Origin of the sequence: Marinifilum breve, assembly GCF_003202155.1 — a bacterium.
GTDB lineage: Bacteria > Bacteroidota > Bacteroidia > Bacteroidales > Marinifilaceae > Marinifilum > Marinifilum breve.
In genome coordinates this window covers 218,220-242,388 of sequence record NZ_QFLI01000004.1, presented here as the reverse complement: position 1 = coordinate 242,388, position 24,169 = coordinate 218,220, and the positions used below count along the sequence as shown (strand labels likewise).

Sequence of the window (24,169 nt, the reverse complement as noted above, 5' to 3'; positions counted from 1 at the left end):
TTAATGTTGAAAACTGAGCATTCAATATTCGCAGCTGAGGTTTTTATATTGAAAGCTCGGCTTTTCATTTATAACGATCATTTTTTTGTATAAAAACACAACAAAAAACATCGAAACTTCATCTCACAACATTAAAATATCAACTATCAAGGTTGAAACTTTAGCTCACGATATTAAACTATCAACTTTCAACGTTGAGAGCTCAGCTTGCGATATAAAAATATCATCTTATAATATTAAAACCCTAAATATCAATATTGAATTGTCAGCTTTTAAGATGAAAAGTTCATGTTAAAACGAATTATTCATATTGAACAACATCAGGTTGTCCTACCTTAAAGTCGTTGAATCTAGGCCTTTCTTCACCTGATAAACGGAATGCTACAGATTGAAAATCACTTGGTGCTTTGGGATAAAAAGCCAAACGCAACTGGATTGTTTTGAATACAAGGTTTTCATTGTGTAATCGCACACCAAAACCCAATCCGTAGTAATAATCACCTTTAAAAATGTGTTTCTGATTACTACCAATAATTCCAGCATCGCCAAAAGTATAAAAGGCAAATTTAAAACCACCTAACATGTATGGTGTAAAGACTACACTTTCAGTATTTAGACTCAGTTTCTGCTTTCCTGTAACCTCTTCACTTTTAAATCCACGAATACCGTGTTTGTTATTGAGAGTAATAAATTCTTCAGGAAATCTTCGGATTCCCAAAGTATATTTTAAGTCTCCAAAATTACGGAAACGTAATGCTCCCAATTTTCGAATTCGACTGAAGAATTTTGACTGGGCAATCAAGGTTCCTTGTTCAAATCTTTTTGCGTTGAAGAATCCTCCAATGGCTATACGATTAAAAAGATAACTTCTTGATTTGCGAAGATAGCTTGCGTTCTGAAAATCAAAACCCAAATACAAGCGGTGTGAGTATTCACGATCTTCGTATCCAAAATTCATTTGAGCCAAAAATCCATAAGGTATATCCTCTGTTCTACCAAAATTATAGATTAGGTTACTTTTGTAATATTGAGTTTGACTGATACTTACCCCTCCTAGGTACAAGATGTTATTGTGGAAGAATTGATTCAACTCAGGACCAGTTTCTGGCCTTTCAAAAAACTTTCTACTGGCTACTCTTCCCGTAAAGTACATTTTTCGTCTTGCAAATAGATTTTTGGAGTCAAGTTTTACCGAAGTTCCATACCAAAGGTTCCCATAGTTAAAATCCAGTGGCATTTCGTTTCGAATTGGATCGTCATCCATGATTTTATCCGATCTCATCGTTTTTGATAGGCTGAAACCACCAGCTCTTTTGGTGTTATAGGTTTCAAAGTCTCTTTCAAAATCAATTCCGATTACCGATTTTTCATACGTGTTTTCGTAGATTAAACTGGCGTCAATAAAGCTTCTTTTTATATTGCGAACTGTATACCTACCTGAATAACCAAACTTTTGATCTTCATCACGGTCGTAATGGAATTTATTGCTGAACTCATGGCCAATGCCATATAGGTTTCGGCTGTAAATTTCGAATTCGGTAGATAATTTAGAACCAAGATCTACATCAACCCCCCATGAAAATTGATCTTTTACCCACAGTTGTAAATCAACAAACTTATTTGAACCTTTTACAGGTATAACACGAAAAAATGCATCTTTAATATAGTTTAGTTGCCTTATTAATCTCTCGTTGTCAGCAAGTGTATAAGCATCTAGTTTATCTCCTTTATCTATATGGAGCATTTTTCTTAAGTGTCCACGTCTACTGGTGTGATGTAGGTCGTTACCTGCTCTTTCAATCCAGCTGTTAGCAACTTTTGTAGTATCGTGTAGGCTAGAACCAAAGGGTTCAAGTACTCTTACCTCAATGTTTCTGATTGTTTTGCCCTGGTAAATGATAAAAGCAGTTTCACTACGTTCTGTTTTTATGGTATCGGTTGGAGATATTTTATCAGGAGCTACAAAGAATAACTTGTAAAGCTCTTTAGTAAACTTGCGTTTATAAGCTCCTCGTTGTATTGCATGATAGAATTTACTTCCACTTTTATTCGATCCCTTTTTTTGTTCCTTAACGGTATCCATTAAAAACACGATAGTATCGCGCGAAATGATTATCGTACTATCTGGTAAGAAGATATTTTTAGTGGGGTTTAAGAGGGTGTCTTTTGGAGCGTTCTGCTGTGCATTTGCAGAAGAAAAATAGCCCAATATGATAGCTATTAATAAACAATATGTTGTTGAACTTTGAATAGTATTTTATTTTCGATGTTTACACTCTATTATCAAAGATAAATAAATTGAGATTTTATCGGAGGATCTATCAAGAATTATACCTTAAAAGATATTAATCCAGATTTAATTCTGAATTGTTGATAGTTTTTCGCAGATGGCATTTGTTTTTTCCTCTGGCCAACTCCATTTTCCATCTTTTCTGAGTTCTGCTGATAGAATTTTTCCTTTGAATATTTCCAGAGTTTGGGTTGCAGCACCAAAACCAAATCGTTTCATACTCAATTTATAATTTAGTTTGGGGTATGGAATCCTTTCTTTTCCTCTAGCAAAAATGAAATAGTAATACTGTATATGTAGCTCTTTATTTTGGTCATCAAAAGATACGGATGTAACAATTCTATTGCGTTTAAGCAATAATAAGAGTGAATACATTACAATTATAGCAGTGAAGTATACAAACTTAAATCCTACAAAAAATAGAAGTATAATCACAAGTAGAACCAATAGTGATAATTCTTTTCTAATTCGATCCCAAAGGGTGTATGATTCTTTAGATAATTCAAAGGTTTCCATGCTCAAATTTTTTGCATAGTTAGCAAAATAGCTTGCATTTATCAACTCTTGCAATTTAAAAATATAGTTATCTACTAAATTTTTAGTAAATAAATTTGTCTACTAAAAATTTAGTACTAAGTTTGTAGTAGATTAATCTAAAAGTAAATGTTAAGATGAAGGAGTTGACCAAAGCCGAAGAGCAAGTGATGCAGATATTATGGGAATTAAAAGAAGCCAATGTTAGAGAAGTGGTTTCCAATTTTCCTGATCCAAAGCCGGCATATACGACTGTTGCAACAGTTATGAATGCGCTTGAGAAGAAGGGCTTTGCGGATAAAATCCCTGCAGGAAAATCACATTTGTTCGCGGTTAAAATTTCGAAAGAAGATTATTCAGGCTTTAAAGCAGGAGCTTTGGTGAAAAACTATTTTAATGGCTCATTTTCCCGAATGGCATCCTTTTTTGCAAAAGACAATAAACTAAGCATTCAGGAATTGGAAGAAATGATAAAGATCGCGAAAGAACAAATTGAGAAGGAGAAATAGATATGAATGAATTCTTCAATTATTTAGTGCAGGCCTCGGGAATTCTGGCAGTTTTTTATGTCTTGTATTTCCTGCTATTAAGAAACGAAAGGTTTTTTAACGAAATCAGGTGGTTTCTAATGGCGAGTATGGTTCTTGCAGTTTTTCTACCTCTTGTAAGAATACCATATACTGTACTAGTTGAAGCATCACCAGTAGATGTTTTATCAGGTCTATCTGTTGGAGATTGGATGGCAGGATCAATGCCAGAGGCAATGCCAGAAAATAATAGTCTATTTAGTATTCCTCAGATTTTATTCGGAATCTACTTAAGCGTTTCCTTGGTGCTATTTATAAGAAGCAGCATAAAGGTATGGCAAATATGGATTATGATTGAAGGAAAGGAGTTTATTGAGAGGGATAACTGTAAGGTAATACTACTTGATGAGCAAATACCTGCATTTAGCTTCTTTGGATATGTTGTGATCAACAGGGAAGAGTTCGAAAATGAAGAGTTGAGAAATATATTTATACACGAAAAAGTTCATGCACTTCAAAAGCACTGGATCGATCTGCTTTTGGTGGAAATTTTAAGCATAGTATTTTGGTTTAATCCATTTGTATGGCTTTTTCAAATCGCAATAAAACAAACGCATGAATTATTGGCTGATGACGGAGTAATAGCGCGCGGTTTCAGCATCGGACAGTATCAGGCAATTTTGATTAACCAATTAATGGGAGCAGAAGTGGTTGGTTTAGCCAACAACTTTAATCACTCCATAAACAAAAAAAGAATGATTATGATGTCAAAAGAAAAAGGTCCAAAAATAAGGCGCTATAAATTATTACTTATGATTCCGGTTATAGCTGCTGTATTGGTTTTTAATATGAAAGCTGTTAAAGTACAAGCTCAGGATATTGAAATTGTGGAAATTCAAGAAAAAGATGTGGTTAAAATTTCTGGACTTGTGATTGCCGAAGATGAAAAAGAGCTGCCAGGTGTAACAATTCTTGTGGAAGGATCAAAGGCTGGAACTGTTACTAATGTCTACGGTAAATTTGAATTGCAAGTTGAGAAAGATGCTAATATAACGATTTCATTTATTGGTTTGGAAACCCGGAAAATGGCTGTTGAAGATTTTATTTTAAATGGTAATAAAGAGAATAATTACTTTTTAAAAATTAAAATGAAATCACAAAAAGGAAAAGTACTGCCGTCTGAGGGAAATGACTGGAGTTCTAATGAAAAGGCAAAAAAGAGTACGTTTAATCCTGATGATGTTTTTGTGATGGTTGAAGATATGCCTCAGTTTCCGGGAGGATATGCAGCAATACAGAAGTTCATAAATAAATCAATTGTATATCCTAAAGTTGCCAAAGAAAATGGGATTAAAGGTCGTGTGTTTGTGACGTTTATAATTACAAAAGATGGAAAAATTGATAAACCTAAAGTTGTCCGAAGTGTAGATCCATCGCTGGATAAAGAGGCTATTAGGGTAATTAAATCTATGCCGGATTGGACTCCAGGAAAGCAAAATGGAGTAATAGTTAAGGTTGCCTATACCGTGCCTGTAAATTTTGGTATGGGAAATGAAAAAAAAGAAGCTCTTGAAATTAAAAAGAAAGATGAAACAGTAATTATCAATGGAAAGAAAGCTTATAATATGGTTGATGATATGCCTAAGTTTCCGGGAGGTCATTTAGAGGTTCAAAAGTTTCTTGCAAGAACTCTTGTTTATCCTAAAGTGGCTCAGGACAATGGAATTCAGGGAAGAGTATTTGTTTCTTTTATTGTGAATAAGGATGGAAAGGTGAGTGATCCTAAAATCGTAAGAGGTGTTGATCCTTCATTGGACAAAGAAGCAATTCGAGTTGTGAATTTAATGCCTCAATGGGAACCTGGAACAAAAGATGGTAAACCTGTTAATGTACTTTATACAGTTCCTATTAACTTTAAATTAGGGAAGGGAAATGATCCTTCAATCCATATAGAAAAAGTGAAGAGTGAATAGCATATCAAACTCAAGTTTGAATCTTTAATTCAGCAATGAATGCCTTTGTATAAGCAAAGGCATTTTTTATTTCGCATTGTATTTAAAACAATCTGTTGTGTGATCATTAACCATGCCTGTTGCTTGCATAAAAGCATAGCAAATGGTTGGTCCAACAAAATTGAAACCTCGCTTTTTTAGATCTTTGCTCATAGCAGTTGCTTCATCTGTAAGAGCAGGAACTTCAGATAGGTTTTTCCATGCATTTTTAATGGTTTTACCACCTGTAAAGCTCCAAATGTATTTGTCGAAACTACCGAATTCTGCTTGAACTTTAAGAAAAGCTTTGGCATTTTTAATGGCCGAATTTATTTTCAGTTTATTTCTAATGATGCCTTCATTTTGAAGCAATTCATCCACTTTTTCTTGGTCGTAATTGGCCACAATATTCGGATCGAAATTATCAAAAGCCTTGCGATAGTTTTCTCGTTTTCGAAGTACCGTAATCCAACTTAAACCCGCCTGTGCACCTTCCAAAATCAAAAACTCAAATAACATCTGATCATCATGAAGTGGCACTCCCCACTCATTATCGTGGTAATCGCAGTATAGAGGATCGTTACCTGCCCATTCGCATCTTATTTTTTCCATTTCTGTTAATTTTAAGAATTAGCTAAAGATAGAAAGAGATTTTAAGGATCAAATTAGGCGTAAGGGAAAAATTGATAAGCCTTCGGGAATAATCAACAATGAACGAAGGGTAAAGTTTTAGCATATTTGTACACAGACTTATAGGATTAGTAACATTTAAGATTGAAATGATGAAAGCAATAGAAAATGCAAAGGAATTAGAGAATTTATTGAAAGAGGAGCATGCGATATTCATAGATTTTTACGCCGATACTTGTCCACCATGTCAGGCACTAATGCCAATTGTAGAAAAGCTGGCAGGAGACTACGAAGGAAAAGTAGAGTTTCATAAGTTGGATGTGCATAAGTTTCCCGACTTAAGAACCAAGTATCAAATTGGAAGTATCCCTGCATTATTTTTTGTGAAGAATTCCGAAATTTTGGATAAATCGGTTGGCGTAGTACCCGAATCAACATTGGTAGACAAGTTGGAGAGCTTAATAAAGGCATAATGGTGAATTCTAATCGGAACGATATAAAAAGTGCTGTTTACACTTAGCAAATCGTGTATAACAGCACTTTTTTAGAATAATATCGAAATTGTTTTTTGTTTAGAACTCTAGTGACATTGCAAAATCAACAGCTACTTTTTTACCACGCTGAGAACCAGGTTTCCAATCCTTCATTTTAGAAGCAATTATTTTTGCTGCTTCGGCAGCCACTTTATTTGATTTTTGCAAAATCTGAACATTGCTCACATTTCCCTTTGGAGAAACGGTGAAGCCAACCGTAGCACTACCTTCTAATTTTTTATTTTCGAAGAAAAATTTCTCCTTGATATTCGCAGATTGTTTTTTTACATGTTGCGCAAGTCCATAAAATCCTTGTGGATATTCAGGCATTTCCTCTACAATATAAAAAACAGTTTCGTCAGAACTATCCGGAGCTTCAGGAGCTGGTGGTGGCGGTGGAGGAGGAAGCATTTCACCTGCTTTTTTCAACTCTTTTGCGTTAATTTCAATCACTTCACGTTTCATAATGAAATTTACCTCCATAGGCTTATTGTTTTCTGGAAGAGTAGCTCTGGTTGCATGCGTTTGGTAGCCAACAAAAGAAGCTACGAATGCAACTTTGGATCCTGCAGGTACTTCAATTTCATATTTCCCTTGTCTGTCGGCAACCGTTCCTAAAGTACTACCTTTTAATACTACAGAAGTTCCCGGCATTGGATTTCCATTCACATCTTTTACGGTACCAGAAACTTTAATTGCTTTTTGTTTTTCTTTCGAACTAACAGCTTTCAGAATAAAATCATGTTTCCAATTGGCTCCATTTGTTGAGTTTAAATTAATGGTATTACTTACCATTTCATAAGCCGGATGCATGGCAATCAATCCAAATTCACCTTCATTAGGTAATTCCAACTTATAATTGCCTTTCTGGTCAGTGATTGTTCCAGTTTTAGAGCCTCTTAAGATAATGGATACACCTTGAATAGCATTCCCTTTGTTATCTTTAACATTACCTTTTAATATCACGTGAGAATTTGTTGTGATAGCAACCATTTCTTCTTCTTGCACCTTGTATTCAGGTTGAGCAAACGAGTACATCAATAGTGCCAATACAGGCAGAAGCCAAATCATTCGGTACAATTTTCGTTTCGAACATTTTTCTTTCGTCATCATTTTAAATCGGGTTGGGCCGAGGGCAAAATTCAAGTGATTGGCTAAGCCAATTACTTTTGTGCCCATTAGCTGGTTAATTAATATAGCCTGATACCTGACAGGTGATTGGCCCCGGGATAATACACCTTTGTCGGCCAGGTATTCATGGTTTTGTTTAATTGCGCGTTCAAACAACCATATAAATGGGTTGAACCAAAAAAACACTGTTAACAGCTCTATAATGAACAAATCGATCCAATGACGCTCTTGAATGTGCACTTTTTCATGAGTTAAAATGTCATTTATCTCGTTTTGTTTAAAATATTCAGGATGAATTAAAATCCTGTTAAAGAATGAGAATGGCATTTTGTAAACCGTATTCTCATGCAACAGGTAATCGTCTATTTTTTTAGGATTGGTTTGCAGAATAATCTGTACAGGTTTCCACGATTGAATAATCAGGCGGAGCAAAACCAAAACAAAGCCCAATGTGTAGGCACTTAACAGAAAGTCCCAAATTCCGAATTGAAAGCTTTCCTCCTGTACCATATTGGTATTGCTAATGTTGCGCTGAAACTGATCTGCAAACTCAGAACCTTTTACTGCAGCAGGTGCTTGCATTAATACTTCATATTTAAGTGGAAATGCAGCACAAATTATCGCCAAAACCACACTTGCCAGTAGAAAATATCGATTGGCTTTAAAGTGGGTTAAATTGCGGAGCAACAACCAGTACAGAGCATACATGATGCCTATGCTGACCGATGCTTTTATCAGAAAGTCAAAATAAACATTCATACTATTCGTTTTTGTTGTTGTCTTGCTTCATTTCTTCTTCGGCTTGTTTCATGATATTTTCCAAGTCGGAGATGTCCAAATCGTTTTCACGGGCAAAAAAGCTTGCCATTTTCGGAAACGAACCATTAAAGTAATTACGTAAGAGCGACGAGAATTGTACTTTGGTATAATCAGTTTTACTTACCATGGGGGTAAACAATTTTGTGTTTCCCACTTTGCGGTGTTTTACAAATCCTTTCTTTTCTAACACACTTAATACGGTTGCCACAGTTGTATATGCAGGTTTAGAATCTTTAAAGTTTTCGATTACTTCTTTCACAGTTCCATCGTGTAACTGCCATAAAATCTGCATGATTTGCTCTTCTGCTTTGGTAAGTGATTTGATATCCATATACAATTTCGATTATAATTCTACTACAAATATAGTAGAATGATTTTTAAATCCTACTATTTTTATAGTAAAAGTTCTATTTTAGTAGTAAGAAAAAGTCAAACGGTCTAATAGTCGAGTAGTTAAACCGTTCAATGAGTTGCTTTCTTTTCCGCTGTCACTTGGCATTAGCCAGTGGCTTGAAAGAATAGTAAAAGTGGAGCTTCGACTCCGCTCAGCTACCTAAAAGGGAATAGTAGAGAAGTCGAAAAGTCTAACTTAGGAGTATTTTATATTTGATAATGAATTTAGGCTTGCTCTGTAGGAGCAAAATATTTGTAGCCCAGGGTAAATGAGTGAAACGAATGTCACCCTGGGTAATGATGATTAGCTTAATTGTCGCGACTTGGTTCTTTATTATATCTTTTGGGTTTCTCGCGACGGGTAAAGACCAACAGTCGAATTGTCAAAACGTCTAATTAGGTACTTTCTTTTCATTTGTCACTTGGCTTTAGCCAGTGGCTTGAAAGAATCGTGAAAAGTAGAGCTTCGACTCCGCTCAGCTACCTGAAAGGGAATAGTAGAAAGGTTAGAATAGTTCAACCGTTGAAGTATGTGTTTAGAATGGAAGGGGAAGAGGCGATTCAAATCAAAACAATTATTCATTACACATTGCTAATTAATAATTAAAAAAGGGACACCAACCGGCATCCCTTTATCAATATCTATAATCGTAAATCTTATTTTTTCTTCTCAACTACCTCAACCAAGTTGATATCGAAAATTAAAGTTTCGTTCGGACCAATTTTTTGGCTACCTCTTTCGCCGTAAGCCAAATCACCTGGAATGTACAATCTCCATTCCGATCCTTCAGGCATTAACTGTAATGCTTCAGTCCAACCTTTAATTACACGATTTACACCAAAAGCAGTAGTGTCGCCTCGCTCTTTCGAGCTATCGAAAACAGTACCATCAATTAAAGTACCATGATAAACACATTTAACACGATCGGTTAACTGGGCAACTTTACCCGTACCTTCTTTAATAATTTCGTATTGCAATCCGCTTTCGGTTTCAATAACTCCTTCGCGAGCTTTATTTTCTTCCAAGAACTTTTTCCCTTTGGCCAGGTTGGCTATTCCTTCTTCTTTTTTAAGAGAATCTTTTTGGGCCTTTTGCTTTTCAAAAATCTTTCTTAAATAGATATCTGCACTCATTTCTGAGAAGTATGATTTACCATATGCCAACTCGTTTAGAAAGCCTTTGTAGAAAACATCCTCGTTTAAGTCTTCAAACTGATTTTTTCTAAACTCAACATATCTTTCCGATAGTTTTGTTTTGGCAACAGCTTTGGCAAATGCTACCATAGCGGCAGTATCCATTTGGAAAGGCATACGTTCGAAACTTTTCTTGTAGTTATTTGCTTCGATATAACCCAATGCATAGCTTACACTATCCACACTGTTTTTAAACTTTAATTTACCCGAGCGAGGTACTTTGTTACATGCACTAAAAATTACAATAACAGCCAAGAGAGCAAGAATAATACTACTTCTTTTCATGTGTATAAATTTTATTTAGGGGTTAAAACTTGAATTTTTACTCGCCTGTAACTCGATCAGTAAATCAATAATAAATACTCATTTATTACAGGCGAAGCGAATTTACAATTTTGAGGGAAAATTTAAAAATTCATTTACAAGGCTCTTTGTGTGAGAATATTATTTTAAGATTTTTTAACATTATGGTGTTAATTAAAATGCTTAGCTTTAATTATACTATTGTAAATCAATAGTTGTAAGTAAAATTTTTTAATCATTAGTCTTAAGCGCGCTAGCAATATTGCCTGCGGACAATATTGCACACAGACTACCCTCTTATTACTTCTTTACACAGAAGTTACTACCCAAATTTTATTTAAAACTTTAATTTGTTATAAAATGGACGAAGAAAAGGCTTTGGAAGTACTAAAGCCAACAATTTCGGCAATTCCTAACGATAGGGTGATTGCAATTACCGTTCCTGTAAACGTTTTGGTTCGTGAAACACACGACACGGTAAGATGTGCACGTGTTGATGCCGAGGCTTTGGCTACCATTAATTATACGTCGGAAAAAACGGATAATTTGGAGCAAAGAGCAGGTGCATGCCAGGAAGCTGAGTCGTTATGGTTGGAAGAAAACCATTGTGCCAACAATGCCGAGGAAGATTGGGCAGCTTTAAGAGAGCAGGCCACCGAGGCAAAGTTTGATACCATTCATACTTTTAAGTATGCCTATCGAAACGTTGACAATGTAATGGATGCCATTTCGGATATTGACGATGGAAGTACGCATGCCGATACTTTGCAAGACATCAGCGATTTGGTTGTGTTGGGAAGAAAGCATCCTGAACCATTGCAAGCCATTAACTACGACCTAACCAAATTGGATGATTTGGAGAAGTTGGGTGTTGATGCCTCTAACGCACTGGCCATTGCCAACGAAAATCGTTTAAGTGGTAGCGAAGCCAAATTGTTACGCGATAAATCATACACCTATCTTAAAGAAGGGCTGGATGAGTTACGCGCAGCAGGCAAATATCTTTTCAGAAAAGATGAAAAGAGGCTGAAGCGCTACCAGAGTAAGTATTGGAAAAAGCGAAATGATGCTTACAAGAAGGAAGCTAGCGAAGAGCCGGTAAATTAAAAAATGATTAGTATCATGATTAGAGTCCTGTTGATAAACGGGACTCTTTTTTTGCAAAATTTCTATTTAAAACTTAAATACCGCGGTACGCTGTACCTTGATTTATCACATTGATTACATCCTACAAATACTTCGGTGCGATGCACCTTTCACAAGACAAAAGTATTGGTTAGGACTTTAAATTTACTGAAGCAGCAGAGCTGCGTAGTCTTTATAGCTTTAGTATTTGCTTATGAAAAAAGGTGCAGCGCACCGTCGCATATATTGCATTGAATGATCCTTCTTTTATTGTAAATAATTTCTAAAAAATTGAAGTGGTCTAATATTTAGTTAATTAAAATCCTCTGTAGCCCAGTATTTACCGATCGGAGTTAAGAAAATAGCATCTGAGTAGCTCAATTCCTCTTCTGAGTAAGCAAAATACCCTTTTGAGTAGCCCCAATACCCGTCTGAGTTAACAAATACCCCGTCTGAGTAGCTAAAATACCCATTTGAGTAAGCTGTTACCCCGTCTGAGTAGCCAAGATACCTATCGGAGTAGCCAAACTACCCATCGGAGTTACCAAAATTGGTGTCTGAGTTAACTCATATTAGGAAAGATTAAACTCAGAAAGGTAAAATCCTAACTCAAATTGGAAAAAAGATTACTCAGAAGTTAAAAGTTGGTACTCAAAAAGCAAAATCCATAACTCATTCAACTAGAATATCAACAAGAAGACTATTGTATTAACACAATAAGCTACTTATTTATAATAATTCTAGCAAAAGTTTCATAAAATGATAAAGATAGGATGAATGGGAATTGTTAAATTTAGGGCTTATTCAACAACTTAATGATAATGTATTTGGTATTTGCCACAAGTCAGAGATTTGCAATAGTTGGCCTCAGGTTCTATTCTGTGATGAATTAATTCTTCTATCATTCACTGATGCTGTTGTTCAGTAAATTAAGGTACGCAATGAAGTATAATGATAAAATATTAAATGTGGTTTATACTACAATTATTATAGTCTCAATTATAGTAATTCTGATATATAAGCCATTATTAAGAAAATATAAGCTAAATAAGTTGGAACATGAAGGAGTTTATACAATTGGTTATATCTATGAAATAAGCGATCCGATTCGCTCTACGCCGTTTATATCATATTATTACTATATAAATGGTGCAAAGCTAAAAGGCATTAAGCCTATCGAGAAATATAGAGATGAATTTGTTGGTCATAAATACTATGTAAAAACATTAAGAGGTGACTTTAGTTTTAGTGAAATTCTTCTTTACAAGCCTGTGAAGAAAAAATACTTAACAGTTCCTTTGTATGGGTGGGAAGAACTGCCGGAATAAGTAATAATTGTCCTAGTTGGTGCGAATTTGCATTGCTAGCTTTAACTACCGCAAGTCTGCGACTTGTGGTAATAATGGCACAATGTAAAAATATATTTAAGAGAGCATAAATTTTGCATTATATAATAAAGGACAAAGAAATTAATAATACTTGGTAGCCACAAGTCTCAGACTTGCGGCAGCTAAGGATAATCGCAAAAAAATAAAACACATAACTACTGATTAATGAGAAACCTATTACTACTAATTGCCCTATTAACCACTTGCAATGTCTTGGCTCAGCAAAAACAAGCAACACTTTATCTTAGAAATGGTGAAGTATTGAAAGGTCTGGCCAGAATGAAAGCAGACCAAACTGTAAAGTTCAGAAAGGATAAGGAAAGCGAACCAGTAATTTATAATTTTCGAACTCTGAAAGGCTTGAAAATAAACACCACGCTGACCAAAAGGAAGGATGTAATTTTACTTGGGAGTTTTACCCTTTACAACAAGGATTTTTACACTTTTCATTACAAAATGATTAAAAAGAAAAGGTATACAACAAAACCCAAATTGTTGCGATTACTTGTTGAAGGCAAAATGGCATTGTATAGCGAAGTTTCTGCAGGTGCGCCACGAATGAATTCATCGGGAACGGCTATGGGTGGAACCGCAGGTGCACCGGTGGAACGATTTTACATCTGCAATGAGAACAAAGACTTTGTTACTTTCTTTTTGACTGATGGCGGAGGAATTGGAAAAAGCTTTAAGAAGGCAGCTTTGGCCGTATTTAAAAATTATCCGAAAATAGCAGATCGCATTCAAGACAAAACCTACAAGAGACGCGATATAGTTAAAATGTTTGAGGATTTTAATCGAATTTATGGAAGCGAATAAAGCGAGTTTGTAGCTCGTGCATTAACAATGTAAAAGAGAATTAGAAAGATGATCTAGATCTCATGACCAAATAACAAAAAATGACAAACAAAACAAAATTATTACCATTAATACCAGCCCTTTGGGCCAGTGTGTTCGATATTTTTATTACCACAGTTTATCAGCCAAAAGAATATTGGCAAGGAAACTTAAGCATTGCTAACGAGGGAAATCCCATAGGCGCTTTGTTCATGAAGCATCATGTTTCGGGATTGTTTGTAATATCAGGCATTTGGTTGATTTTGATTGTGCTTTTAGGATACCATCTGCCAAGGAAATTCTCAAGGGTATTTTTACTTTTTGCACTTATTGCTCATAGCTTTGGAGCATCTACCTGGTTGAGCATGCATTTGGGATTTACAAGTACAATGTTTTTTATTCTATTGAATAGTATTTTGTATCTGGCTGTTGATGAATATGTGAGAAAAAATGAAGAGGTTGATCATTATCGCGCCAATATAAATGTCACTGAGTAGAGATAACAGAGGTTTTTGAGATGGATAGAACAAAAATTATAGAAAATTTAATTGTTACGCTGGTATTAATTCTTCTATTACTGAAATTGGGAGTGGGAATTTATGAACAGGTAGATTATGTGCGAGCTTTTTATTCGGTGAAATATTTAATTGAACATCCAATGATCATTTTGAGATCTAACTTATTTTTTGATCCCATTGTTTGTGTGCTTGCAATAGCTGGTTTATTCATACGTAAACCAATAGGTTTTGTGTTGATGCTAATACTGCCATCATTGATGTTGTTTTACAGAACAATTCCGCTTTTATCGATTACTTTTTGGGTATTAGCATTACCTGTAATCCTATTTGTGTTGATCAACTTAAGTGTAATGCAAAAAAGATATCATATAGCATCGACAACCAAACAGGTGAAATTAAATGGAATTGCTTTAGCTATTGGTTTCTCAATTGCCTTGATAATGTTCTATTTTAAAGGAAATTTAATGTGGATGATTGAGAATGTTTTAAATTAAAAACAGAACAAAAAAATTAAAAAACTTATTGGCAGAATTTGAAGAATTGCTTGTGAGTTAGGTGTAAAAATTGAATAACCCATATATAAAATCCATAAGAAATGATAAAAAACCAAGTGAAACTATCCAAAGAATTTAAATCTCAAACTACCAAAGCAATTCTTTCAATTGCCTTTTTTACAATCACCTATTTTATATTATTAGTGCTTGCTTTGGGCATTACAGCATTGTGTGTGTTTGGCGGCGTAATGTTAATTATTACAATACCAAAGTTTATCACATTGGCATTGGGTGTAGGATTGGCTAGTTTAGGTTTTTTGATTCTGATTTTTCTTGTAAAGTTCATGTTTAAGTCGCATAAGGTTGATATGACTCATTTGAATGAAATAAAGAAAAGTGATGAGCCGGAATTATTTAATTTGATTGAGGAAATAGTTACAGAGGTAGATACAAAATTTCCCAAGAAAGTGTTTTTATCAGCAGATGTAAATGCATCAGTGTTTTATAATTCAAGTTTTTGGAGTATGTTTTTACCAGTTCGAAAGAATTTACAAATTGGGATGGGTTTAATGAATACCGTAACAAAACAAGAATTAAAGGCAATTCTTTCACACGAGTTTGGTCATTTTTCTCAAAGAACTATGAAGGTTGGGAGCTATGTTTACAATGTGAACCAGGTTATTTTTAATATGTTGTTCGATAATGAATCGTATGATCGATTGATTGAAACCTGGGCCAATGTAAGTGGTTATTTTTCGGTTTTTGTGGTAATAGCAGCCACAATAAATAAAGGGATTCAATGGGTGCTTCGAAAGTTATACAATGTGGTTAATAAAAGTTATATGGGACTTTCGAGAGAGATGGAGTTTCATGCTGATGAAATTGCTGCAAATGTTACGGGTTATGAGCCGTTAAAAAGTTCCTTGTTGCGTTTTTCTCTTGCCGATCATTCATTAAATACAGTAATGAATTTCTATCAGCAAAAATATGATGAGAATTTACGCAGTTCGAATATTTTTAAGGAACAGTTTTTTGTAATGAATTTTATTGCAAAAGATGATAATATTAAGATTACTGAAGAGTTTCCAGAGATTGAAGTGGAAGATTTAAATAAATTCAACAAGTCTAAATTGGTAATAAAGGACCAGTGGGCTTCTCATCCTAGTGTGGAAGATAGGATTGAACGATTAAGGCTTACTAAGCTTAGTATGAAAGATACTGATAAAACTCCTGCTGTTGATATATTAAAGGATTACGAAAATACACAAAGAGTAATAACAGAAAAGATATTTGCTGATATACAATTCAAAGATACTCCTACTAGCTTATCACTTTCCGACTTCAGTAATTCATTCGTAGAAGATTTTTCTAAGAATACCTTTGCCGAAATATACAATGGATATTATGACTCTAAAAATCCTGAATGTTTTGAAGTAGAATCTATTGGAGAGGGAGAGAATGTTTTGTTTGAAGAGCTGTTTAATGCTGAAAAACGAGATTTAATTTATAGGTTTTATGCCCTTGAAAATGATATAGAGGTGATTAAACAAATCATAAATAAAACCATTCCTAATAAATCATTCGATTATGATGGAATAAAGTATACTCGTAAAAAAGGGAAAGAATTAGTAGAAAAGTTAGAGCAGGAAAAACAAGCATTACACAAACAAATAAAAGAAAACGATATTGAAATCTATAAATACTTCTTCAATTTAGAGAAATCATTAGATCTTCCAAGTGCAATTAAAAATCTTTATATCAATTACTTTAAGTTTGATAAAGAACACAATAGGAAGTTTGATGTATATGCCAGAATAACTGAAGCGGTTCAATTTATGAATGTTGTAACACCTTTCGATCAGATAAGGGAGAATTTTAGACGAATGCACAGGTTAGAGCTTGACTTTAAAACTGAAATTCAAGATTTACTTAATGATCCATTATACACGGAAGAAATAGACTCAGAAATGAAGGCAAATTTCGAAAGGTATATTTCAAAGGATTGGCAGTATTTTAGAGAAGAGAATTATATTGATGACAATTTGGATATGCTCTTTAATTCAATTCATGCTTATGTGTATTTGATTACCAGGGGGTATTTTTTTACTAAGAAAGAGCTACTCGATCATCAAGCGAATTTGTTGCAAGTGAGTGGGGTGATGCAAAAAGAAGTCTATTAAATAAACATTAGTACCATGCAAAAAGATAAAAGCCCAGTAGTAACAGAACAAATCTTTACTAAAAGCAAAGAACAAGTTTGGAAAGCCATTACCGATCCAATTGAAATGAGACAATGGTTTTTTGCTGAAATGCCGGATCATAAGGCCGAAGTTGGTTTTAAAACCCAGTTTAATGTGGATGCTGGTGAAAGAGAGTTTATGCATTTGTGGAAAATTACCAAAGTTATTCCATTCGAGAAATTGGTTTGCCAATGGGAATACGAGGGATACGATGGAATTGCCATGGTAAGTTATGAACTGTTCGAAGAAACCGAAGGTTGCAAAATAAGAGTTACAGCAAGTGGAATAGATACCTTCTCAGATGATGTTCCTGAATTCAGAAGAGAGAGTTGTGAAGGTGGCTGGAGATATTTTATCAACCAGAGGTTAAAGGAGTATTTGGAGGAATAAAAAATCCGGGTCCCCACCCGGATTTCAATCTAACCACTAAATGTAACCTAAATCTAATCTATGAAAAAAACGTTTAAGGCTTTTTACAATACAAATATATGATCGCTTAGAGCGAAATGCATTAAGCTGATGTTAAGTAATTATAATGTTATTGTTTGATACCATATAACAAAGAAAAATCCCGAACGGGCGTCCGGGATTCTCTCTAACCACTAATTACTAACCTAAATCTTTAATCTATGAAAATACTATCTATTGTAGTACATTACAAAGGTATGGCAAGAATTGGTTAAGACCTGAGAATAAGTGTTAAAAAACCTTAAAGAGGTTTGATCTTCAAAGATATAGTGGTTAATAAGGGAGCTGAAAGTCTTTATTTGTGGGGAATTCGAGAAATTATTAAATAAAAATTTTTTTTTCATTGAAACTTAGAGTTTTAAATGATTACTTAAGACAATGCTAAATTTCTCTTTAAAACAGGAGTTTCCATAGCTCATTTTATTTATCTAAATTAGGCCTTGTCAAAACCAAATCAATTCCAAACCTAGACTATGAATGAATCATTACTGAAAGCCTTAATGAGACTTTTTGCCATTATTGTTGATGAGCAAAAGTTGGGATTTGAAACAGCAGCGAGAGATGTTGTGGAGGTATGGCTTCAGAAACAGTTTAGCAAGGAGTGGACCAAGAAATATCTACAGGATTTTGAGCGATACTTAAAAGATTCTCATTGTGATGAAACGGGAGAGGTTTGCTTTGTAAATAAGCATCCTCAGGTAAAAGATGTTTGTGAAAAACTAGTAGAAGAAGTAGAGCAGGAGCAGAAGGTTTGGATCATGCTTCAACTGCTCGAATTTATAGATGAAACAGAATACACGGGCCACGATGAATTGGATTTGGTAAAAACCGTTTCGAAGACCTTTAATATTCCTAAAAAAGAGTTCGAATTAGGTCGTCAATTTCTGATTGGCGATGAATTGTCTATTCCCTTTAACGAGCATCTCCTTTTAATTGACAATAATGAGGAATGGTCGCATGAGGTTGTGAAGCACATTTTCAGTGAAAAGCTTCGAGGGCGGATTTTTGTTCTGCATTTGGAAAGTACCAATACCTTCCTGATGAAATATTTTGGAGAGTATAACCTTTTCTTGAATGGACACAATATTAAAGTGGATAGGGCTTATATTCTATCGTATGGTTCTGTTGTTCGAAGTCCTAGAATTGATCCGATCTATTATTCACAGATTTCTTCCATTTTTATCGAGAAGAAAAACTTATCCGATCTTCAGTTTATTGCAAAAAATATAGAATTTAAGTTCCCTGGTTCTAATAATGGGATTCATCCGGTAAGCTTGGAAATGAATTCCGGACAATTGGTAGGAGTAATGGGGGGCAGCGGTACCGGAAAATCAACTTTGCTAAATGTACTAAATGGAAACTTATCCCTGCGTCAGGGAAATATCTATATCAATGGTTATGATCTTCACCTGGATAAAGATAAACTCGAAGGTGTGATTGGATATGTTCCTCAGGATGACTTATTGGTTGAAGAGCTTACCGTTTATGAAAACTTGTATTTTAATGCCAAACTTTGTTTCGATGGCACTTCGGATGAGAAAATAGAGGAAATCATTGACAAAACCATTGAGGATTTTGATTTGGTAGAAGCTAGAGATTTAAAGGTTGGTGACCCGATTAATAAAGTTTTAAGTGGAGGGCAAAGAAAGCGTTTAAATATCGCATTGGAATTAATGCGTGAACCTTCGGTGCTTTTCGTTGATGAACCTACTTCAGGTTTATCGAGCATGGATTCTGAAAAGGTAATGCTTCTTCTAAAACGTCAGGTTTTAAAAGGCAAGTTGGTGATTTGTAACATTCATCAACCGTCGTCTGATATTTTTAAGCTTTTGGATAAGCTAATCATGATGGATCAGGGAGGGAAGGTAATTTACTTTGGGAATCCTATTGATGCCGTTGTTTACTTTAAAACCCAATCGCATTACGTAAAAGCAGATGAAAGTGAATGCCTAACCTGCGGTAACGTTAACTCTGAACAGATTTTGCGAATTGTTGAAGCCAGAATGATGAACGAATATGGCAAGCAAATTCGTAAGCGCAAAAGAAGTTCTGATGATTGGTATGAACTCTATAAGGAGAATATTGAGAAGAAAAACAGGGTACATAAACCTGGCAGAAAAAAGCTGATTCCCAAGAATTTTTTTAGTATTCCAAAGCGATGGGAGCAATTGAAAATTTACCTATCAAGAGATTTTAAAGCCAAACTGAGTAATAGGCAGTACATGCTGATTACCTTGTTGGAGGCACCACTTTTAGCCATTATCTTGGGATATTTTACCAAGTACATTAGTGGTTCTGAGTCTCATCATCTGGATTATATATTTGCCAAGAATGAAAATATTCCCTCTTTTATTTTCATGGCAGTTGTTGTTGCCTTATTCCTTGGATTGATTATTTCTGCAGAAGAAATTCTTCACGATCGGAGAATGATGAAGCGTGAGAAGTTTCTGAATTTGAGTCGATCGAGCTACCTGAACTCCAAGGTTATTATCATGTTGATCATTTCGGCAATACAGAGTTTTCTTTTTGTTGTCCTTGCCACCTATATTTTGGAAATTAAAGGTTTAACCTGGGAGTATTGGTTAATCTTGTATACAGCTTCGGCATGTGCCAATTTAATCGGTTTAAACCTTTCGGCAGGATTGAATACTGTTGTGGCTGTTTATGTATCGATACCTTTTATTTTGGTTCCACAATTGTTGTTCTCAGGAGTAATTGTAAGCTTTAATAAATTGCATCCTGCCATTACAACACAAAAGTATGTTCCAATTGTTGGTGATTTAATGACTTCGCGATGGGCTTATGAGGCTTTGGTGGTTGAACAGTTTAAGAATAATCAATTTGAGAAGCAGTTTTTTCCATATGAGAAAGCAATGAGTGAATCATCTTTTCGTTCATCCTTCTTGATTCCTGCCATGCAACAGAGTTATAAGTCATGGTTGAAAGAAAATAACGACAGACATTATAGAGTATTTAAAAATGAACTGTTGAAGCTTTCTGATATTTATACCTTTCCAGCAGATTTGGAAGTGTCGAAGCAAGTTTTGCGGGATTCATCGGAAAGAGTGCAAATTTGGCTTGAGCATGTAAAGCAGGCTGGCTGGAAGGAATACAAAGAACAATCGAAGCATAGGGACCAGGTTTATGAAGAGATTATTGATGAGCTTGGTGACAGACAGAAAATCCTTGATTACAAAAATACCCATCACAACGAAGCTATTGAGCAAATTGTAACGAACAGAAGAGAAATTAATAAGCTGATAAGATACGAAGACGAATTTATTCAACTGAAAGATCCTATTTTTCAGACTCCTATTAGTCAGAATGGACGAGCTCACTTATTTGCCTCGCAAAAGCGAATAGGCAACTATTTGATTGATACCTTTTGGTTCAATGTGACAATAATTTGGTTAACAAGTATCATTTTCTATTTCTCATTGTACTTTGATGTGCTTCGTAGATTCCTACTTCTGATTGAAATTTTATGGGTGACCATATTGCCTGAAGGAGATATCCGAATTAGAAGAAAACGTCAGAAATAATGAAATATGTTGGGGATTAATCATGAATTAATCAAAATCTTAACCATGTAGGGTTTTATTTGCAGAATAAATGTAGAGGTATTGTATCCTAAAGCAATTTATTCATGAAGAAATTAATTCAAATATTCCTTTTGTTGTTTATTACATCTAGTCTTTTTGCGGATAATAAGCAACTGATTCAGTATGTCGATCCCATGATCGGAACCGATGGTCATGCCCATACATTTCCGGGGGCAACTTTGCCTTTTGGGATGGTCCAATTAAGCCCTAGTAATGACTTTAAAGCCTGGGATTGGTGTTCGGGTTATCATTATAGCGACTCTATATTAAAAGGATTTGCACATACCCATATTAGTGGAGCTGGTTTGGCTGGCTTAGGAGATATTTTGTTGATGCCAACTTTAGGGGAAGCAAAGGTACAGGCAGGTACAGAGGAAAATCCTGACAGTGGATTTCGCTCAAGATTTTCACACGAGAGAGAAGAGGCCTCTGCAGGATATTATTCCGTTGTTTTAGACGACTACAATGTGAAAGTGGAACTGACCTGCACTTCCAGAGTTGGATTTCACAGGTATACTTTTAATACCGCGGGGCAAGGAAATGTAATTCTTGATCCTACCCACAATATCATGGAGAATGTTCAGGAAACAGAAATTGAGATTTTATCGGATACTGAAATCAGAGGTTGGAAGCATTGCAATGGAGAAGGAGGAGACAGAAAGGTGTATTTCTATGCGAAATTTTCCAAAGCATTCGAAGAAAGTGGTATTGCTATATCTGATAAAATACAGGATGGTGAAAAGAGGGCAAGCGCTAAGCGAGTGAAGGCTTTTGTTAGCTTTGATGTGAACTCAGGGGAAGCTGTAGATGTTAAAGTGGCGCTTTCGCATGTAAGTTATGAAGGAGCCAAAGCCAATTTCGAAGCAGAAGCAAAAGGAGTATCATTTAAAAAAGTGCTTAGCAATGCTCAGAACCTTTGGGAAGAAAAAATGAATAAGTTTCACATCGAAACGGATCAGTTATCAGACAAAAGAAATTTCTACACGGCCCTTTATCACTCTATGATATCACCAAACTTGATATCAGATGTGACCGGAGAATACATGGTGGAAGGTGAAAAGTACCAGTCTGATTTCGATCAGTACAGTAACTTTTCTACTTGGGATACCTACCGTGCAGTTCACCCTTTGATGGCCATTGTGGAGCAGGAAAAAACCGTTGATTTTGTGAATTCACTTTCATCAAGATATACAGATTCAAAAGTTGGCTTGCCAGTATGGGAATGTTTGGGACATGATAATGTTTGTATGATTGGATACAGTACCGTTTCGGTAATGGCTGATGCCATATTAAAAGATATTGAAGGGATCGACAATCAGGCTGCCTATGATGCGATGAAGGATGCAGCTTTTAATTTGGAAAAGCATAGTAATAGCTACGATGTAAATGGAATGAACTTTTATATAGATATGGATTTTGTTCCAGGTGAAATTGGCAGTTCTGTTTCGAAAACTACCGAGTACAATTACTACGATTGGTGTTTGAGTCAGGTGGCTCATAAACTAGGAAAGACTGAAGACTTCTACTTGTTCCAGCAAAGATCGAAGGGATATCGAAATTTATTTGATGAGAAAACGGGATACTTATTACCTAAGCTGCAAAATGGAAAACTGGTAAATGTGGACAAAAGCAAGTGGGATGGATTGGTGAAGAATTATGTGTCGGGTAACATTTGGGGATACTCTTCTTATGTGCCTCATGATATGGCATACTTAATGCAATTGCACGGAGGAAAGGAGAAATTTGCTTCTTGGTTGGATACAATTTTTGCTGATGATTCAGAAATTGGAGGTTCACAGCATGTAGATATTTCGGGGTTTATTGGGAAGTATGGTCATGGTGATGAGCCATCTCACCAAATGCCTTACCTATATGTTTATGCTGGTCAGCCTTGGAAAACTCAGAAGTTGGTAAGGGAAATTCTTCCTCGCTTTTATCACGACCATCCTGCAGGTTTGGATAATAATGATGATTTGGGTCAAATGTCATCTTGGTATATTTTTGGCTCATTGGGATTTTATCCTGTTTGCCCAGGTAGTAACCAGTATCAAATTGGCTCTCCAGCCTATCAAAAAGCAAGCATCAATCTTGAGAATGGAAAGGTGTTTAGTATAGTTGCCAATAAGAATTCCGAAGAGAATGTTTACATCCAATCGGCTAAATTAAATGGTAAAGAATTTACCAAACCATTTATTACTTACGATCAAATTAAACATGGAGGTGAATTGGTTTTTGAAATGGGCAGCAAACCAAATAAAGAATGGGGTAATACAAAGGCTGATTTGGCAGACTTAAATGGTATGAAGCCATCAGAAGCCTACAAATTGCATGAGGAAAAGCAAGTTTTGATGCCATACGTAAATGATATCACTTTTAGTTTTGAGAAGAGAAAAACGGTGGAATTGCTATGTGACACAGAAGGAGCTGAGATTAGATATACAGTGGATGGATCTGAACCCAATGGCAATTCTAAAAAATATCAAAGTCCAATACACATCAGCGAAGATACCTTTATTAAAACAAGGGCTTTTAAAGCGGGATTAAAAGAGAGTGGAAACTTACATTTGCATTATCTGAAAGGAATTCCATTTAATTCCCAAACAGGTTATCCAAAAGTTCGGGTGGAAGGTAATGATATTGGTTATGGTGAAAAATCAGGAACTCAACTGATAGATGGAGGCTTTGGCTCAACCACTTTTAATGATGGATTTTGGACAGGTCTTGACTTGAAAGATCTACATGTTGAAATTGATCTGGGAGAATCCCAAAACATTTGTGAGGTGAAACCTGGAATTCTAATTTATCCAGGAGCATGGATATTTAATCCAGCTGAAATTGAGGTGCATGTTTCAAATGACCAAGAGAATTATCAACTGGTAAAAACCATACATATGGAATCTCCAAAAGATGAACGCAGATATGTTAGCAGACCTGCTATCAAATTTCCATCCGTTAATTGCCGATACTTGAAAATAACTTTTAAAAACGGCCCCATACCAGAATGGCATATGGCGGGAGGTAGAAAGCATTGGATTTTTGTTGATGAAATTCTAATCAATTAATTTTTTTTCATGGATTAACCAGTTTTTTACAGTATTAATCAGGAATTAAATCAGACTTAATCGACTTGGCTTTACTTTATTCCTAAATTAAGA

General features: G+C 35.2%; 18 protein-coding genes. 12 read left to right on the top strand and 6 right to left on the bottom strand.

What is annotated here, in order from left to right; all coding sequences use genetic code 11:
- Positions 1-301 precede the first annotated feature (301 nt).
- Complete coding sequence (locus tag DF185_RS10965) at positions 302-2,083, bottom strand: BamA/TamA family outer membrane protein (RefSeq protein WP_110360794.1); 1,782 nt, start codon at positions 2,081-2,083, stop codon at positions 302-304.
- Between the two features lie 273 nt (positions 2,084-2,356).
- Entirely contained in the window at positions 2,357-2,806 is a 450-nt protein-coding gene (locus DF185_RS10960) for a hypothetical protein (protein ID WP_133250020.1), read from the bottom strand.
- A 155-nt stretch (positions 2,807-2,961) separates the two neighbouring features.
- On the opposite strand from DF185_RS10960, the gene DF185_RS10955 reads away from it, so the two are divergent.
- The gene (locus DF185_RS10955; RefSeq protein WP_110360792.1) at positions 2,962-3,333 is read left to right on the top strand and encodes a BlaI/MecI/CopY family transcriptional regulator; all 372 of its coding nucleotides are present in this window, start codon (positions 2,962-2,964) and stop codon (positions 3,331-3,333) included.
- Positions 3,334-3,335: 2 nt separating this feature from the next.
- Positions 3,336-5,324 carry a M56 family metallopeptidase gene (locus DF185_RS10950; RefSeq protein WP_110360791.1) on the top strand — a complete coding sequence of 663 codons (1,989 nt, stop codon included), beginning with the start codon at positions 3,336-3,338 and terminating at the stop codon, positions 5,322-5,324.
- Between the two features lie 66 nt (positions 5,325-5,390).
- On the opposite strand, the gene DF185_RS10945 is transcribed toward DF185_RS10950, so the two are convergent.
- On the bottom strand, positions 5,391-5,954 hold the full coding sequence (locus DF185_RS10945) for a DNA-3-methyladenine glycosylase I (RefSeq protein WP_110360790.1): 564 nt from the start codon (positions 5,952-5,954) through the stop codon (positions 5,391-5,393).
- Positions 5,955-6,124: 170 nt separating this feature from the next.
- Between DF185_RS10945 and DF185_RS10940 the strand changes: the two genes are divergently transcribed.
- Positions 6,125-6,445 carry a thioredoxin family protein gene (locus DF185_RS10940; RefSeq protein WP_165836011.1) on the top strand — a complete coding sequence of 107 codons (321 nt, stop codon included), beginning with the start codon at positions 6,125-6,127 and terminating at the stop codon, positions 6,443-6,445.
- A 99-nt stretch (positions 6,446-6,544) separates the two neighbouring features.
- Here the strand turns inward: DF185_RS10940 and DF185_RS10935 are convergent, their stop codons facing one another.
- From DF185_RS10935 to bamJ, 3 genes are all read right to left on the bottom strand, one after another.
- Positions 6,545-8,395, bottom strand: coding sequence for a carboxypeptidase-like regulatory domain-containing protein (locus DF185_RS10935; RefSeq protein ID WP_110360788.1), 1,851 nt, complete (start codon positions 8,393-8,395; stop codon positions 6,545-6,547).
- Position 8,396: 1 nt separating this feature from the next.
- Positions 8,397-8,786 carry a BlaI/MecI/CopY family transcriptional regulator gene (locus DF185_RS10930; RefSeq protein WP_110360787.1) on the bottom strand — a complete coding sequence of 130 codons (390 nt, stop codon included), beginning with the start codon at positions 8,784-8,786 and terminating at the stop codon, positions 8,397-8,399.
- A gap of 719 nt (positions 8,787-9,505) precedes the next feature.
- Complete coding sequence (bamJ, locus tag DF185_RS10925; RefSeq protein WP_110360786.1) at positions 9,506-10,327, bottom strand: BamJ family beta-barrel-assembly machinery protein; 822 nt, start codon at positions 10,325-10,327, stop codon at positions 9,506-9,508.
- 378 nt (positions 10,328-10,705) lie between these two features.
- Here bamJ and DF185_RS10920 point away from each other — a divergent pair, with 378 nt between their 5' ends.
- The 9 genes from DF185_RS10920 (at position 10,706) to DF185_RS10880 (ending at position 24,076) form a co-directional block, all read left to right on the top strand.
- A complete protein-coding gene (locus DF185_RS10920) occupies positions 10,706-11,452 on the top strand; it encodes a hypothetical protein (protein ID WP_110360785.1) in 747 nt (248 codons plus the stop codon).
- Between the two features lie 959 nt (positions 11,453-12,411).
- Complete coding sequence (locus tag DF185_RS10915) at positions 12,412-12,798, top strand: hypothetical protein (RefSeq protein WP_133250019.1); 387 nt, start codon at positions 12,412-12,414, stop codon at positions 12,796-12,798.
- Between the two features lie 225 nt (positions 12,799-13,023).
- Entirely contained in the window at positions 13,024-13,674 is a 651-nt protein-coding gene (locus DF185_RS10910; RefSeq protein ID WP_110360783.1) for a hypothetical protein, read from the top strand.
- An 80-nt stretch (positions 13,675-13,754) separates the two neighbouring features.
- On the top strand, positions 13,755-14,189 hold the full coding sequence (locus tag DF185_RS10905; protein WP_110360782.1) for a hypothetical protein: 435 nt from the start codon (positions 13,755-13,757) through the stop codon (positions 14,187-14,189).
- Positions 14,190-14,209: 20 nt separating this feature from the next.
- The gene (locus tag DF185_RS10900) at positions 14,210-14,704 is read left to right on the top strand and encodes a hypothetical protein (RefSeq protein ID WP_110360781.1); all 495 of its coding nucleotides are present in this window, start codon (positions 14,210-14,212) and stop codon (positions 14,702-14,704) included.
- A 101-nt stretch (positions 14,705-14,805) separates the two neighbouring features.
- Positions 14,806-16,884, top strand: a complete 2,079-nt coding sequence (locus DF185_RS10895; protein WP_110360780.1) for a M48 family metalloprotease — start codon at positions 14,806-14,808, stop codon at positions 16,882-16,884.
- A gap of 15 nt (positions 16,885-16,899) precedes the next feature.
- Complete coding sequence (locus DF185_RS10890) at positions 16,900-17,334, top strand: SRPBCC family protein (RefSeq protein WP_110360779.1); 435 nt, start codon at positions 16,900-16,902, stop codon at positions 17,332-17,334.
- 551 nt (positions 17,335-17,885) lie between these two features.
- Positions 17,886-20,954 (top strand): ATP-binding cassette domain-containing protein, encoded by a 3,069-nt coding sequence (locus DF185_RS10885; RefSeq protein WP_110360778.1) that lies wholly within the window; start codon positions 17,886-17,888, stop codon positions 20,952-20,954.
- 104 nt (positions 20,955-21,058) lie between these two features.
- Positions 21,059-24,076, top strand: coding sequence for a GH92 family glycosyl hydrolase (locus tag DF185_RS10880; protein WP_110360777.1), 3,018 nt, complete (start codon positions 21,059-21,061; stop codon positions 24,074-24,076).
- Positions 24,077-24,169: the final 93 nt, after the last annotated feature.